At 45.7% G+C, this 15,145-nt stretch carries 10 protein-coding genes, 5 tRNA genes and 1 pseudogene; all 16 read right to left on the bottom strand.

The window, feature by feature from the left end:
• Positions 1-99: 99 nt before the first annotated feature.
• Positions 100-4,393, bottom strand: a pseudogene (rpoC, locus tag IPJ02_14155) (DNA-directed RNA polymerase subunit beta').
• 163 nt (positions 4,394-4,556) lie between these two features.
• Positions 4,557-8,366, bottom strand: a complete 3,810-nt coding sequence (gene rpoB / locus IPJ02_14150) for a DNA-directed RNA polymerase subunit beta (GenBank protein ID MBK7376645.1) — start codon at positions 8,364-8,366, stop codon at positions 4,557-4,559.
• Between the two features lie 255 nt (positions 8,367-8,621).
• The gene (gene rplL, locus IPJ02_14145; GenBank protein ID MBK7376644.1) at positions 8,622-8,996 is read right to left on the bottom strand and encodes a 50S ribosomal protein L7/L12; all 375 of its coding nucleotides are present in this window, start codon (positions 8,994-8,996) and stop codon (positions 8,622-8,624) included.
• 105 nt (positions 8,997-9,101) lie between these two features.
• Positions 9,102-9,623, bottom strand: coding sequence for a 50S ribosomal protein L10 (locus IPJ02_14140; GenBank protein MBK7376643.1), 522 nt, complete (start codon positions 9,621-9,623; stop codon positions 9,102-9,104).
• Between the two features lie 36 nt (positions 9,624-9,659).
• Positions 9,660-10,349 carry a 50S ribosomal protein L1 gene (locus tag IPJ02_14135; protein ID MBK7376642.1) on the bottom strand — a complete coding sequence of 230 codons (690 nt, stop codon included), beginning with the start codon at positions 10,347-10,349 and terminating at the stop codon, positions 9,660-9,662.
• 25 nt (positions 10,350-10,374) lie between these two features.
• Complete coding sequence (rplK, locus tag IPJ02_14130) at positions 10,375-10,818, bottom strand: 50S ribosomal protein L11 (protein MBK7376641.1); 444 nt, start codon at positions 10,816-10,818, stop codon at positions 10,375-10,377.
• A 181-nt stretch (positions 10,819-10,999) separates the two neighbouring features.
• Positions 11,000-11,467 (bottom strand): DUF4920 domain-containing protein, encoded by a 468-nt coding sequence (locus IPJ02_14125; protein MBK7376640.1) that lies wholly within the window; start codon positions 11,465-11,467, stop codon positions 11,000-11,002.
• 49 nt (positions 11,468-11,516) lie between these two features.
• Positions 11,517-12,122, bottom strand: a complete 606-nt coding sequence (nusG, locus tag IPJ02_14120; GenBank protein ID MBK7376639.1) for a transcription termination/antitermination factor NusG — start codon at positions 12,120-12,122, stop codon at positions 11,517-11,519.
• 5 nt (positions 12,123-12,127) lie between these two features.
• Positions 12,128-12,322: a preprotein translocase subunit SecE gene (gene secE, locus IPJ02_14115; GenBank protein MBK7376638.1), complete on the bottom strand. Its 195-nt coding sequence runs from the start codon at positions 12,320-12,322 to the stop codon at positions 12,128-12,130.
• A gap of 84 nt (positions 12,323-12,406) precedes the next feature.
• Positions 12,407-12,477 (bottom strand) — tRNA-Trp (locus tag IPJ02_14110).
• A gap of 156 nt (positions 12,478-12,633) precedes the next feature.
• Complete coding sequence (tuf, locus tag IPJ02_14105) at positions 12,634-13,821, bottom strand: elongation factor Tu (GenBank protein MBK7376637.1); 1,188 nt, start codon at positions 13,819-13,821, stop codon at positions 12,634-12,636.
• A 76-nt stretch (positions 13,822-13,897) separates the two neighbouring features.
• Positions 13,898-13,969, bottom strand: a tRNA-Thr gene (locus IPJ02_14100).
• 94 nt (positions 13,970-14,063) lie between these two features.
• Positions 14,064-14,136: transfer RNA gene (locus IPJ02_14095), tRNA-Gly, on the bottom strand.
• A 113-nt stretch (positions 14,137-14,249) separates the two neighbouring features.
• Positions 14,250-14,332: transfer RNA gene (locus IPJ02_14090), tRNA-Tyr, on the bottom strand.
• Between the two features lie 79 nt (positions 14,333-14,411).
• A tRNA-Thr gene (locus tag IPJ02_14085) sits at positions 14,412-14,484 on the bottom strand.
• A gap of 197 nt (positions 14,485-14,681) precedes the next feature.
• Complete coding sequence (locus tag IPJ02_14080; protein MBK7376636.1) at positions 14,682-14,981, bottom strand: ribosome-associated translation inhibitor RaiA; 300 nt, start codon at positions 14,979-14,981, stop codon at positions 14,682-14,684.
• Between the last annotated feature and the right edge of the window lie 164 nt (positions 14,982-15,145).

Raw genomic sequence — 15,145 nt, 5'->3', positions numbered from 1 at the left:
AAAAAAGGAGTAAGAAATCAATCTTACTCCTTCAATTTTATGTACCGGTGATTTTTCAAATCACCGGATCTTCAAACCTGCCACCGGCAGGCAGGTCAATTATTCCTCCTCATCGAAGCTCATCGCTTCTTTGGTGGTCATCAGCAACTCATATTCTTCCTTGCTACCCACGATCATGTTCTCAAATTCACGCATACCGGTACCGGCAGGAATATGATGCCCGGTGATCACGTTTTCTTTCAGGCCAAGCATTTCATCCGTTTTGCCCTGTATGGCAGCAGAAGAAAGCACCTTGGTCGTTTCCTGGAATGACGCAGCAGAGATCCAGCTGTGTGTACCCAGTGATGCTTTTGTGATACCCAGCAACAACGGTGATGAAGTGGCAGGTTTGGCATCCCGGAATTCGGCCAGTTTCTTATCTGCCCTTCTTAATACGGAATTCTCTTCACGTACCTCCCGGAGGCTTACGATCTGACCGGATTTCAGCTTGGTACTTTCGCCGGCCTCTGTGACCACTTTCTTATCGAAGATGAAGTCATTCTCCATATTAAAGTCGAAGCGGTCTTCGGTATCTCCTTCCAGGAATTTTGTATCACCGGCATCTTCAATACGTACTTTACGCATCATCTGCCTTACGATCACTTCCACGTGCTTGTCGTTGATCTTCACACCCTGCAAACGGTACACTTCCTGTATCTCATTCACCACGTATTCCTGAACGGCATACGGGCCTTTGATCGACAGGATATCAACCGGTGCGATCTGTCCATCGCTCAGGGCAGCGCCTGCTTTTACAAAGTCACCATCCTGAACCAGGATCTGGCGGCTCAGCGGGACCAGGTATTTTTTAACCACTCCGTCTTTTGCCTCCACGATGATCTCGCGGTTACCACGTTTGATAGCCCCGAAAGCTACCACACCGTCTATTTCGCAAACCACGGCAGGGTTACTTGGGTTACGTGCCTCAAATAATTCTGTTACACGTGGCAGACCACCGGTAATATCCTTCAGTTTGCTTAATACCCTTGGAATTTTCACCAGCACCTGGCCACTCCGCACGTCATCCTTTTCTTCCACCACAATATGTGAGCCTACCGGCAGGTTATAAATTTTCTTTTCCTTTCCTTCCACAATAATGGTCGGCAGCTTGGTCTTATCTTTTGTCTCGATAACCACTTTTTTCGCGGTGACCGGTTTGTTCATCCGCCTCATCCCGGTAGGTGATGCCTTCGATCAGGCTCTCAAAATGTACGATACCGTTTGTTTCAGCAACAATTACGTTATTGAACGGATCCCATGTACAGATGATATCTCCTTTATTAACTTTCTGTCCGTCCTTTACATTAAGCGTCGCACCATACGGAATGTGCATGCTGTTGAGTAAGCGGTCAGATTTTACATCAATATTCCTGATCTCACCGGTACGGCCGATAACAACCTGTACTTTCTTGCCTTCATTATTTTCGGTGGCAACCGTACGTAACCCGTCAAACTGCAGGGTACCGTCGAACTTGGCCGGTAATGAAGATTCTACCGAAGCAGAACCTGCCACACCACCCACGTGGAAAGTACGCAGGGTCAACTGTGTACCCGGTTCACCGATGGATTGTGCTGCAATGATACCCACGGCGTCTCCACGCTGTGCCAGCATGCCGGATGCCAGGTTCTTACCATAACATTTCACACAAACACCCCGCTTGCTTTCGCAGGTGAGTACCGAACGTATCTCAACGGTCTCAATGCCGCTTTCTTCGATCAGTTTTGCCATCTCAGCACTGATCTCTTCGCCGGCATTGATGAGTAATTCTTCTGTTACCGGGTGGAAGATATCGTGCAGGGAAGTACGTCCCTCGATACGGTCGCTCAATGGTTCAATGATATCCTCATTATCTTTTAATGCAGAAGTTGCAATACCCCGTAAGGTTCCGCAATCCTCTTCATTAATTACCACGTCCTGGCTTACGTCAACCAAACGACGGGTGAGGTAACCGGCATCGGCTGTCTTAAGCGCCGTATCGGCCAGGCCTTTACGGGCACCGTGGGTAGAGATAAAGTATTCCAATACACTTAACCCGTCTTTAAAGTTGGCAAGGATCGGGTTCTCGATGATCTCGCTTCCTGATGAACCGGATTTACGCGGTTTGGCCATCAATCCCCTCAAACCGGCAAGCTGCTTGATCTGCTGCTTGCTGCCCCGGGCGCCGCTATCCAGCATCATGAACACAGAGTTGAATCCCTGCTTATTGGTTGCCAGTTCATGTATGAGTGTTTCGGTGACTTTTGTATCCACACGGCTCCAGATATCAATGATTTGGTTGTAACGTTCGTTGTTGGTGATAAGACCCATGTTATAGTTCTCCCACACTTCATCCACTTCTGTCTGGGCGTTCTCGATCAGCATGGTCTTGATCTCCGGAATGATAAGGTCGTTGATGTTGAACGACAATCCTCCACGGAATGCCATGCGGTATCCCAGTGTTTTGATATCATCCAGGAATTTTGCCGTGATGGGAACACTTGTCCACTTGATGATATCGCCGATGATCTCACGCAATGCTTTCTTGGTCAAAAGTGTATTAATGAACCCTACCGTTTTAGGAACATGCTGGTTAAAGATCACACGGCCAACCGTGGTTTCAATTATTTTATTGGTCAAAGATCCATCCGGGTTACGGAAATCTGCTTTTACTTTTATATTGGCATGCAGATCGATCATCTTCTCATTATATGCAATGATCACTTCTTCTGATGAATAAAAAGTTTTGCCCTCGCCTTTTACTTTTTCTTCCGGGGTTGATTTCTTACCCTTGGTGATGTAGTACAGACCAAGAACCATGTCCTGTGAAGGCAGGGTGATTGGCGTACCATTCTGCGGGTTCAGGATGTTGTGGGAAGAAAGCATCAGTAACTGGGCTTCCAGGATCGCAGCATGACTCAACGGCACGTGAACTGCCATCTGGTCACCATCAAAGTCGGCGTTGAAGGCCGTGGTTACCAACGGGTGTAATTGTATCGCTTTCCCTTCGATCAGTTTTGGCTGGAATGCCTGGATCGATAAACGATGAAGCGTTGGGGCCCTGTTCAGCATGACCGGGTGACCCTTCAATATGTTCTCAAGAATATCCCAGATGATGGCTTCTTTTTTATCCACCAGCTTACGGGCACTCTTTACTGTTTTTACGATACCTCTTTCGATCAGTTTACGGATGATGAACGGCTTGAACAATTCAGCGGCCATATCTTTTGGCAAACCACACTCGTGCATCTTCAGTTCAGGGCCTACCACGATAACAGAACGGCCGGAGTAGTCAACACGCTTACCCAACAGGTTCTGGCGGAAACGCCCCTGCTTTCCTTTCAGCACATCGCTTAATGATTTCAGGGCACGTCCACCTTCTGCTTTTACGGCATTTGATTTACGGCTGTTATCAAACAATGAATCGATCGCTTCCTGCAGCATACGCTTTTCATTACGCAGGATCACTTCAGGCGCCTTGATCTCCAACAACCTTTTCAAACGGTTATTACGTATAATGACACGACGGTAAAGGTCATTCAGGTCAGAAGATGCAAAACGGCCGCCATCCAGTGGGACCAGCGGGCGCAATTCCGGCGGAATAACAGGAATGTACTGCATCACCATCCACTCCGGACGGTTGTTGATCCTTGTATTGGCATCCCGGAAGCTTTCCACCACACTCAATCTTTTTAAAGCATCTGCCTTACGTTGCTGCGATGTTTCGTTGGCAGCAGCATTACGCAGGTCAAAACTCAGTTGATCCAGGTCAATACGCTGTAACATATCATGCACCGCTTCCGCACCCATCTTGGCAATGAATTTGTTCGGATCCTCATCGGGCAGGTGCTGGTTGTCTTTTGGCAGCGTATCCAATATGTCTAAATATTCTTCTTCGGTCAGCAGGTCTCCGTAGTTCTGCCCTTTGTCGGCACGGATACCGGACTGTATCACTACAAAACGTTCGTAGTAAACAATGCTCTCTAATTTTTTAGAGCTCATTCCCAGTAAGTAACCGATCTTGTTCGGCAATGATTTAAAGTACCAGATATGCACCACGGGAACCACCAGTTTGATGTGTCCCATTCTTTCTCTACGCACTTTCTTTTCTGTTACCTCCACACCGCAACGGTCGCACACAATACCCTTGTAACGGATGCGCTTGTATTTACCGCAGGCACACTCATAATCCTTTACGGGCCCGAATATCCGTTCGCAGAACAAACCATCACGTTCCGGTTTGTAGGTACGGTAGTTGATCGTTTCGGGCTTTAAAACTTCACCATAGCTTTTTTCCAAAATGCTGTCCGGCGAAGCCAAACCAATTGTTATTTGAGAAAATGTAGGCCTTGGGCGGTTTTCTTTTTTGAATGCCATATTTTGTTTACTGTTTGTAGTTTGTTATTTGTTGTTGCCGACTGTTGTACAAAGATCAACATCGTTGTGTCACTCACTTGTACTACATACCATCATTCAACAACGTTACTCTCAAATTAATTCCGACCATTCTCCCTTTCCTTTGGAGAGGGCTGGAGTGAGGTTAGTCAAATTTCAGATCCAGTCCCAATCCCCTCAATTCATGAACCAGTACGTTGAATGATTCAGGAATACCGGCTCTTGGAATGTTGTCGCCTTTAACAATCGCTTCGTATGTTTTGGCTCTTCCGATGATATCATCCGATTTAAGCGTCAACAGCTCCTGCAAAATGTTTGAAGCGCCATATGCTTCCAGTGCCCACACTTCCATCTCACCAAAACGCTGGCCACCGAACTGGGCTTTACCACCCAACGGCTGCTGCGTAATGAGACTGTATGGTCCGATAGAACGTGCGTGCATTTTGTCATCCACCATGTGGTGAAGTTTGATCACATAAATGATACCAACGGTTGCTTTCTGATCGAAGCGGTCACCTGTTTCACCATCAAATAAGTATGTGTGACCGAACTTAGGCAGACCCGCTTTGGTGATCTGTTCGTCAATCTCAGAAACGCTTGCTCCGTCGAAGATCGGCGTTGCAAAACGAACATTGAGTTTTTCACCAGCCCAGCCAAGAACCGTTTCATAGATCTGTCCGAGGTTCATACGGCTTGGTACGCCCAATGGATTCAGTACGATATCAACCGGTGTTCCGTCCTCAAGGAACGGCATGTCTTCCTGGCGAACGATCTTGGCAACGATACCTTTGTTACCGTGGCGACCGGCCATCTTATCTCCCACTTTCAGCTTACGCTTGACCGCCATATACACTTTAGCCAGTTTCAATACACCTGCAGGTAATTCATCCCCAATAGAGATGTTGAATTTTTCCCGCTTATATCTTCCCAGTTCTTCGTTGAACTTGATGTTATAATTGTGCAGCAGGATGTTGATCAGCTCATCTGTTTTTGCATCCCCACACCAGCCTAATGGATTTACATTCTGGTAGTCGATGTTGGCCAGGTTCTTTGCATTGAACTTTGCACCCTTGCCGATCAGCACTTCACCAAAGTTGTTGCTGACACCTGCACTGGTCTTGTCTTTCAGCAAGGTCTGCAATTTGCTGATGAGTAATTCAAGCAGGTCGGCCTCATTCTTTTCGTGCGTCTTTTCGATCTTATCAAGCTGGGCCTTCTCCCGTACCTTGGCGTTCTTATCTTTCTTGGCACGCTGGAACAGTTTCTTGTCGATGATCACCCCTTCGGTACCGCTTGGTGCTTTCAATGAAGCATCTTTTGCATCACCGGCCTTGTCGCCGAAGATGGCACGCAGTAATTTTTCTTCCGGTGTAGGATCGCTTTCTCCCTTTGGTGTTATTTTACCAATAAGGATATCGCCTTCCTTCACATGGGCGCCTATACGGATGATGCCATTCTGATCCAGGTCTTTGGTGGCTTCCTCACTTACGTTCGGAATATCCGGGGTCAGTTCTTCTTCACCCAGTTTGGTATCCCTTACTTCAATTTCAAATTCAGAAATATGAATAGACGTGAACAGGTCTTCCTTAACTACTTTTTCACTGATCACGATCGCATCCTCGAAGTTGTAACCCTTCCATGGCATGAAGGCCACTTTCATGTTGCGGCCCAACGCGATCTCACCTCCCTTGGTTGCATACCCTTCGGTCAGGAAATCACCTTCGGTAACCTTTTGTCCTTTGGTAACAGCCGGGCGCAGGTTGATACATGTTTCCTGGTTGGTACGAACGAACTTGGTTAATTTATAAACAACCAGGTCTTCGTCGAAACTAACCAGTTGCTGTATCTCATTTCTTTTATAACGAACGTGAATCTCATTGGCATCCACGAACTCCACCACGCCATCGCCATCTGAATGGATCTGGATCCTTGCATCACGGGCAGCCTTGGCTTCCAGACCGGTACCAACGATAGGCACTTCCGGTTTGATCAATGGTACCGCCTGGCGTTGCATGTTCGATCCCATCAGGGCACGGTTGGCATCATCGTGCTCCAGGAACGGGATCAGGGAAGCGCTCAGGCCAACGATCTGGTTCGGCGCAACATCCATGAATTCCACTTCTGTTTTATCAAGGATCGGGAAGTCACCGGTCTGGCGGCTCTTGATCTTATCTTCAACAAAATTTCCTTTTGCATCAATATCCACGTTCGCCTGGGCGATCTTGGCTGTATCTTCCTCCTCTGCACTTAAGAAAGTTATCTTTTTCATATCCACTTTACCATCCTCCACCTTGCGGTAAGGCGTTTCGATAAAGCCCATCTCATTTATCTTGGCATGCACACAAAGTGTGGAGATGAGACCAATGTTTGGTCCTTCCGGGGTTTCGATGGTGCAAAGACGGCCGTAATGGCTGTAGTGTACGTCACGAACCTCAAAGCCTGCCCGCTCACGGCTTAAACCACCGGGTCCGAGGGCCGATATACGGCGCTTGTGCGTTATTTCAGAAAGTGGATTTGTCTGGTCCAGGAACTGCGACAACTGGGATGTACCAAAGAATGAATTGATCACAGAAGAAAGTGTTCTTGCATTGATCAGGTCAACCGGTGTGAATACCTCGTTATCCCTTACGTTCATCCGCTCACGGATGGTACGGGCCATACGGGCCAGGCCAACGCCGAACTGGGCATACAACTGTTCGCCTACGGTACGTACACGACGGTTGCTCAGGTGATCGATATCATCCACTTCACTTTTACCATTGGTCAATAACACCAGGGTTTTAATGATGGCAATGATATCATCTTTGGTCAATACCTTTTTAGTGATCGGGAAGTTCAGTCCCAGGCGACGGTTGATCTTGTAACGGCCCACTTCACCAAGATCATAACGTTTATCGCTGAAAAATAATTTATCAATGATACCACGGGCTGTTTCATCATCCGGGGCATCCGCACCACGCAATTGCTTATAGATATGCTGAACCGCTTCCAGTTCACTGTTGGAAGTATCTTTATTCAGTGTATTGTAGATGATCGCATAATCACCGCTTACTTCTTCTTTCTGGATGAAGATGCTTTTCACTTCCATTTCCATGATCATGACAATGTTGGATTCATCCAATACACTGTCACGCTCTAATACGATCTCATTCCTTTCAATGGAAACAACCTCACCGGTATCCTCATCCACAAAATCCTCCACCCAGGTACGGAGTACACGGGCTGCCAGGCGTTTGCCGATGCATTTTTCCAGGTTCTTCTTGTCGGCCTTCACTTCATCCGCCATGCCGAATAATTCCAGGATGTCTTTATCCGTTTCGTACCCGATGGAACGCAACAGGGTTGTTACCGGGAATTTTTTCTTCCGGTCGATGTACGCAAACATCACGTTGTTGATGTCGGTAGCAAATTCCATCCAGGCGCCTTTGAAAGGAATGACCCTTGCAGAATAGATCTTGGTTCCGTTTGGATGGATCGACTGGCCGAAGAATACACCGGGTGAACGGTGCAACTGGCTTACCACTACCCTTTCGGCTCCGTTGATGACAAACGTACCGCGGGGGGTCATGTATGGTATATTACCCAGGAACACATCCTGGACGATGGTCTGGAAGTCGACGTGTTCTTCGTCGTTGCAACTTAACCTCAGTTTTGCTTTCAGGGGAACCGCGTAGGTCAATCCCCTTTCAATACATTCTTCGATGGTGTAGCGTGGAGGATCTACAAAATAATCCAGGAATTCCAGTACGAAGATGTTACGGGTATCGGTGATCGGAAAATTTTCCTTGAACACCCGGAATAATCCCTCTACATTTCGCTTGTCGGGAGTGGTTTGTAACTGGAAGAAATCTTTAAACGATTGGATCTGGATTCCCAGCAAATCGGGAGTCTCTGCTAAAAGTTCAACTTTACCGAAATTGAAGCGTTTAGCAGGGTTTGTTTTTGTTGCAGACATATTGTAATTAAAACGTTTTAGTGTGCAGAAGATCCTTCAGATTATGGGGGCAGGCCACAACATGTGCCACTAACCCTAAATTAAAGGACGGCAAAGGTAGGAAATCTTTTGCTATTTTGGGTTACCGAAATACGATTTTTTAAGGATTTGGAAGGGTTTTTGTGGATAACCGGGCTTTTTACTTTCAGCTCCGGTTTTTAAAAGAAAAAGCCGGGAATTGCTCCCCGGCTTTTAAAGCTATTTTACCAGAAATCATTAAGCGATCTCAACTTCGGCTCCTGCCTCGGTCAATTTGGCTTTCAGGTCTTCTGCAGTGCCCTTATCAACACCCTCTTTAAGAGGTTTTGGAGCGCCGTCTACCAGGTCTTTCGCTTCTTTAAGACCCAAACCGGTCAATTCTTTAACGATCTTAACAACGGCCAGTTTGTTGGGTCCGCCGCTCTTTAAGATCACGTTGAAAGATGTTTTTTCTTCAGCAGCAGCGGCACCTTCGCCACCACCTGCGCTTACTACAACTGCAGCTGCAGCTGGTTCAATACCGTATTCGGTCTTTAAGAATTCAGCTAATTCCTGAACTTCTTTTACTGTTAAGCCTACTAAGTTTTCAGCTAATGCTTTTACGTCTGCCATAGTGTTTAATTTTTCCCGCCTTCATTGTTTTTTGACTCCGGCGGAGTGTTTAAAAAAATTGTTTTGCCTTTATAACTATCCGGCCAGTTATGTTAATTCAAATAATTACTCTGCTGGTACTGCAGCGGCTTCGGCTGCTGCTTCCGGCCTGTTTTGCAGGGCACCCAGTACACGCTGTATGGGTGACTGCAACAACCCGATAACCTCACCAATGAGTTCATTCTTGGTTTTGATCTGGGTCAGTGCCTTCAACTGGTCGTTGCCTACAAATACATCCCCGTTAATGAACGCTGCCTTCAGCAAAGGCTTCTCGTTGTTGGTTTCTTTACGGAAGCTGCTGATGATCATAGCCGGATCTTTCGGGTTTTCGCTGAACAGCAGGGCGGTCACCTTGTGCAGGGAGTCGTAAACGCCATTGTACTTTTCCGCATCCAGGCTTTCCAGCGCCTTTTTGATCAGGGTGTTCTTGGCCACTTTCATTTCCACCTGCTTGTTAAAGCAATGCCTGCGTAGTTTGCCAACCTGTTCTACCGTTAAACTTTCGGTATCGGTTATGTAGAAGTTGTTGTATTGAGAGAATTTGCCTTTCAGCAACTCAATCACTTCATTTTTTTCCTGTTTTGTCATATCAAATATTTTTTATCATCCCGGCAAGGCCAGGGATCAGTTTTGAACAGATTTGGTGTCAATTGAAATACCGGGGCTCATGGTGCTGGCCATACTTACACCCTTCAGGTACGTACCTTTTGATGAGGATGGCTTCAGCTTAATGATGGCATTGATGAGTTCCTGGCTGTTTTCAGCGATCTTTTCCGAAGTAAAACTTACCCTTCCGATAGAAGCGTGGATGATACCCACCTTATCTACTTTAAATGCAATCTTACCGCCTTTCAGGTCATTGATGGCGCCGGCAACATCGTTTGTAACCGTACCGGTTTTTGGGTTTGGCATCAGGTTACGCGGACCCAGTACTTTACCCAGTTTACCGATCTTAGGCATCACCGACGGGGTGGCCACGATCACATCAATATCTGTCCAGCCCCCTTCAATTTTGGTAATGAACTCATCCAGGCCCACATGATCGGCACCGGCAGCTTTTGCTTCGGCTTCTTTATCAGGCGTACAAAGAACGAGTACCCTTTTGGTCTTCCCGGTTCCGTGTGGCAGAGAAACAGTACCACGGATGGCCTGGTCTGCTTTTTTGGGGTCAACACCCAGGCGGATGTGCAGGTCAACGGAACTATCGAATTTTGTTGTGTTCACTTCTTTAACCAAGGTTGAAGCTTCCTTCAGGGAATAAGCTTTATTGGTATCAACCTTAGCATTTGCTACTTTTCTTTTTTTCGTAATCATTTCTTACAAATTTTAAGGTTGAATATTAATTTTCCCAGGGAGCTTTTCCTTCAACAGTTAAACCCATGCTGCGTGCGGTACCAGCTACCATGTTCATGGCGCTGTTGAGTGTAAAAGCATTCAGATCTGCCATTTTATCTTTGGCAATTTCTTCTACCTGTGCCCAGGTAACTTTTCCAACTTTAACACGATTGGGTTCTTTACTGCCGCCTTTAACTTTGGCAGCGTCCATTAACTGGACTGCAGCAGGGGGAGTTTTAATGATAAAGTCGAATGACTTATCTGCGTAAACGGTAATTAATACGGGAAGTACCTTACCTTGTTTTTCCTGGGTCCTGGCATTGAACTGCTTACAGAACTCCATGATGTTGATACCCTTAGAACCTAAAGCAGGTCCTATCGGCGGTGCCGGGTTGGCTTGTCCTCCTTTACACTGGAGTTTGACATAGCCGGTGATCTCTTTTGCCATTTTTTTACTTTTTTTGGTGATAACGTCCCGCCTGCGGCGAGACTCCCAAGTTTCCCGAAAGCTATCGGGAGTACTAAAGAACTATTTGGGGCGGCAAAGCTAAGGAATATACCGGACAATTCCTGTGTTTTTCACAAAAAAAATCCCGGAAAACCCGGGATCAGTACTATCTTAAGGGCGGTCAGAGGACCAATATGCCTTTTGCCTGCATGGTTATTTCCGTTTTGGGCTCTTTTATTGCTTCTATTTCAGCCTTGCTCTTACCTGCATCCTCGGCATAATGGCGAAGCATTTCAACGGATGTTTCTTTAAGCGTAGCTGTACCTTCGGCCACAATTGTCTTCCCATTCATTGACAGGGGAACTAAAAAAGCATGGTCCTTCATCTTGATAAGCATGGGCCCGTTGGCTGTTTCCATACGCAACCAGCACCCTTCTGCCTTACAAACTTCCACCACTTTTCCGGTCACCTTCACTTCAGCGGCTTCCGTTCCCTTCAGTTTAGCGGCAAGTTCATTGGCTGAAACAGCCCCATCTGCCGTCGTTTTTTCACCAAAGGTCATTCCCTTATCTGCAGGGCCCTTGGGTGGCTGAGCCAGCAGGCAAATGCCTATTAAAAGCGCGGGGATCGTCAGGATCATTTTTTTCATACAAACAGGTTTTATCATTAAAAAAAAGCCACGTTCGTGGCCTTGCAAATTAAACTATTTTTTCTACCTGCATATAACTTAGTTCCACAGGAGTAGCTCTTCCAAATATCTTTACCTGGACCTTCAGTTTTTTCTTTTCATCATTTACTTCTTCAATTACCCCGTTAAAATCGTTGAATGGTCCGTCAATGATCTTAATGGTCTCTCCAATGATAAATGGCTCACTCATGGTCATTCCGCCCACATCACTCATTTCATCCACTTTACCCAGCATTTTGTTCACCTCGGCTTTGCGTAACGAGATGATATTGCCCTTTGACCCTTTGCCATCTGTAAGAAAGTGCATCACGTTGCTGATATTGCTCATGGACTGGATCATGTCATCATTCAGTTTCCCGTCTGCCACTTCGATCATGATGTAACCCGGGTAAAAGTTACGCTCCCGCATCACCTTCTTTCCATTCACCACTTTGTACACTTTTTCTACCGGTAAAAAAACCTGCTTCACAATATTATTCCAGCCATTGCGTACAATATCCTTATCCAGGTATTCCTTTATTTTGCGTTCTTTTCCACTCACCACACGCAGCACATACCATTTGCTTTCTTTCTCCGCCTTTTCCGTTTTCTCTACTATCGGTGTTGTTGCTTCCATATTATTTATTTAAAAAGGGAGTAAATCAGTTTCATTCCGTTATTAGAAACGAAATCCATCACCCAGACCAGGGCAGTGATGATAAGGGTGGCTCCAAGAACGATCATGGTTGATTGCTGCAACTGGTCCCAGTTCGGCCAACTCACTTTATGAATCAGTTCTTTGTAGGAATCCCTCAGGTATGCTGTAAATTTGTTCATCTGTTTGGTTATAATTTGTTTATTAGTTAATTGGTTAATCAGTGAATACTAGTTAACCAATTAACAGATTAACGTTGTATTTAGCACGGGCACTAGGATTCGAACCCAGATCAAAGGTTTTGGAGACCCGTATGCTACCGTTGCACCATGCCCGTATAAAGCCTCCCTACCCCTCCAAAGGAGGGATTTGAGAGACTGATAATTTAAAGAACTTTTTAAAAAGCAAAGTACCAAAGGTGATTAACCAAAGGTACTTTGTTTATCGTTAGCTTTCTTAAACCCCTCTTTCGGAGGGGTTTGGGGAGGCTTTTTTACTTTATTATTTCCGTAACCTGTCCGGCACCTACTGTACGGCCACCCTCACGAATCGCAAATTTCAGACCTTTTTCCATCGCGATCGGCTGGATGAGCTTAACAGTCAGGTTGGTGTTATCACCCGGCATCACCATTTCTGTACCCGCTGCCAAAGTAACCTCTCCGGTCACGTCGGTAGTACGGAAATAGAACTGGGGACGGTATTTGTTGAAGAACGGAGTGTGACGTCCACCTTCTTCTTTGCTCAGTACGTAAACTTCGCCTTTGAATTCGGTGTGCGGGGTGATAGAACCTGGTTTGCAAAGCACCATACCACGACGGATCTGGGTCTTTTCAATACCACGTAATAGCAATCCTGCATTATCCCCGGCTTCGCCTTCGTCCAGTAATTTTTTGAACATCTCAACACCGGTACAGGTTGTAGCCAGTGGCTTTTCCTGGAGACCCACGATCTCGATGGCTTCTCCTACTTTGATACGGCCCCTTTCGATACGTCCGGTAGCAACAGTACCACGACCAGTGATCGAGAATACGTCTTCCACTGACATCAGGAAAGGCTGGTCAACCAACCGTGGAGGCAATGGAATGTAGGAATCAACCGCGTCCATCAGGTCATTGATCTTGGCAATCCATTTTTCTTCACCAGCCAAAGCGCCGGTAGCAGAACCCTGGATAATGGGTGTGTTATCACCGTCAAATCCATAAGAGGTCAATAACTCACGGATCTCCATTTCAACAAGTTCCAGCAATTCCGGATCGTCAACAAGGTCAACCTTGTTCATGAATACAACGATCTTGGGTACACCTACCTGGCGGGCAAGGAGGATGTGCTCCTTTGTTTGGGGCATAGGACCGTCTGTAGCGGCTACCACCAGGATCGCGCCGTCCATCTGGGCAGCACCGGTGATCATGTTTTTAACGTAGTCAGCGTGACCAGGGCAGTCCACGTGAGCGTAGTGACGGGTAGCCGTCGCATATTCAACGTGTGCTGTATTGATCGTAATACCCCTTTCTTTTTCTTCCGGAGCACCATCGATATCATCATAATTCTTTTTCTCCGCCAAACCTTTTTTTGACAAAACATCGGTTATAGCGGCTGTAAGTGTTGTTTTACCATGATCCACGTGACCGATAGTTCCAACGTTTAAATGGGGTTTATCCCTTTTGAAAGATTCTTTTGCCATTGTTTATATTTTAATATTTGTTTTGAAATCGGTTTGCATTTAAAGTCTGTAAACCATTGACCATTATCTTTTTTTGAGCCATAGGTGAGAATCGAACTCACGACCCCTTCCCTACCAAGGAAGTGCTCTACCCCTGAGCTACCACGGCTTACTTTGTTAAGTCATTGAGTCAGAAGAGTCATTAAGTCATTCCGGGACCACTAATGACAAATGACCTAATGACTTAATCACTTCCTTTTAAGAGCGGAAGACCGGGCTCGAACCGGCCACCTATAGCTTGGAAGGCTATCGCTCTACCAAATGAGCTACTTCCGCAAATTTATTTGAAGATGTGATGATTTGGTAATTAACCAATTAACACATCTCAAAATTTAAAAGAACTGTTCATTTTCAAATCACCAAATTGAATCATCATCAAATTGATGTAGTGGGCAGAGTAGGGTTCGAACCTACGTACTCGTGAGAGAACAGATTTACAGTCTGTCGCCTTTAACCACTCGGCCATCTGCCCTTTCTAGTTAATTGGTTAATTTGTTGATCAGTCCCTCGGGATTAACTATTTAACTAATAAACAATTAAACTATTTCCTGAGCCGAAGAAGGGAGTCGAACCCCCGACCTACTGATTACAAATCAGTTGCTCTACCAACTGAGCTACTTCGGCATTGCTTTAAAGAACTTCCTTTCTCACAAAATAAGGCATATGAAGAAGCACCCCTTTTTTTGGGAAGGCAAAGGTAAGAGAAAATGCTTAATACCAAAACTTTGAATTGGTTTTTTTTAGCGGCGATCATCAAAATGTGAATAACCAAAAAAATCCCGCCACCAGGGCGGGATTGAAGTACTTACAGATCCGGGTATTCAGGCTGCCTGTTTTTCTTTTTTTCTTTTCATTTGGGTGATGAGTGAATCCAACGCACCGTCAAAACTTTCCTCAAATGATTTGGAAGACTGTTTTACAAAGAATTCGTGCCGGGGGATGGAAACCCGTATCTCGGCTACTTTGTCCTTGATCGTGTGTACCACATTATCCAGTTTCAGGTACACCTCTACTTTGGTTATCCTGTCGTGATACTGTGATAATTTGGAAAGTTTTTTTTCAATGTAGGTAAGTAATTTCATGTCAGCATCAAAATGTACTGTCTGAATGTTAACGTTCATGTCGTCTCTTTTTATCGGTGAAAAATAATTTGAAAACCACAGGTAGAAATTCACATCATAGGCGGGTTTTTGGAGCGTTGCCGGTTATTCTCTTTTGTATAATGAAGATACTGTTTCCGGGTATTTTTTCAAAATAAAATTTGCATCCGGGCTGTTAAAATTCC

The sequence above is a fragment of the Chitinophagaceae bacterium genome (genome assembly GCA_016710165.1).
In the GTDB taxonomy this organism is placed as follows: domain Bacteria; phylum Bacteroidota; class Bacteroidia; order Chitinophagales; family Chitinophagaceae; genus Ferruginibacter.
This window is presented reverse-complemented; position numbering and strand designations above follow the sequence as displayed.

Excerpts from the sequence above, each read along its gene's own strand:
- rpoB (MBK7376645.1), bottom strand. The coding sequence starts at position 8,366 with ATGTCTGCAACAAAAACAAACCCTGCTAAACGCTTCAATTTCGGTAAA.
- rplL (MBK7376644.1), bottom strand. The coding sequence starts at position 8,996 with ATGGCAGACGTAAAAGCATTAGCTGAAAACTTAGTAGGCTTAACAGTA.
- IPJ02_14140 (MBK7376643.1), bottom strand. The coding sequence starts at position 9,623 with ATGACAAAACAGGAAAAAAATGAAGTGATTGAGTTGCTGAAAGGCAAA.
- IPJ02_14135 (MBK7376642.1), bottom strand. The coding sequence starts at position 10,349 with ATGATTACGAAAAAAAGAAAAGTAGCAAATGCTAAGGTTGATACCAAT.
- rplK (MBK7376641.1), bottom strand. The coding sequence starts at position 10,818 with ATGGCAAAAGAGATCACCGGCTATGTCAAACTCCAGTGTAAAGGAGGA.
- IPJ02_14125 (MBK7376640.1), bottom strand. The coding sequence starts at position 11,467 with ATGAAAAAAATGATCCTGACGATCCCCGCGCTTTTAATAGGCATTTGC.
- nusG (MBK7376639.1), bottom strand. The coding sequence starts at position 12,122 with ATGGAAGCAACAACACCGATAGTAGAGAAAACGGAAAAGGCGGAGAAA.
- secE (MBK7376638.1), bottom strand. The coding sequence starts at position 12,322 with ATGAACAAATTTACAGCATACCTGAGGGATTCCTACAAAGAACTGATT.
- tuf (MBK7376637.1), bottom strand. The coding sequence starts at position 13,821 with ATGGCAAAAGAATCTTTCAAAAGGGATAAACCCCATTTAAACGTTGGA.
- IPJ02_14080 (MBK7376636.1), bottom strand. The coding sequence starts at position 14,981 with ATGAACGTTAACATTCAGACAGTACATTTTGATGCTGACATGAAATTA.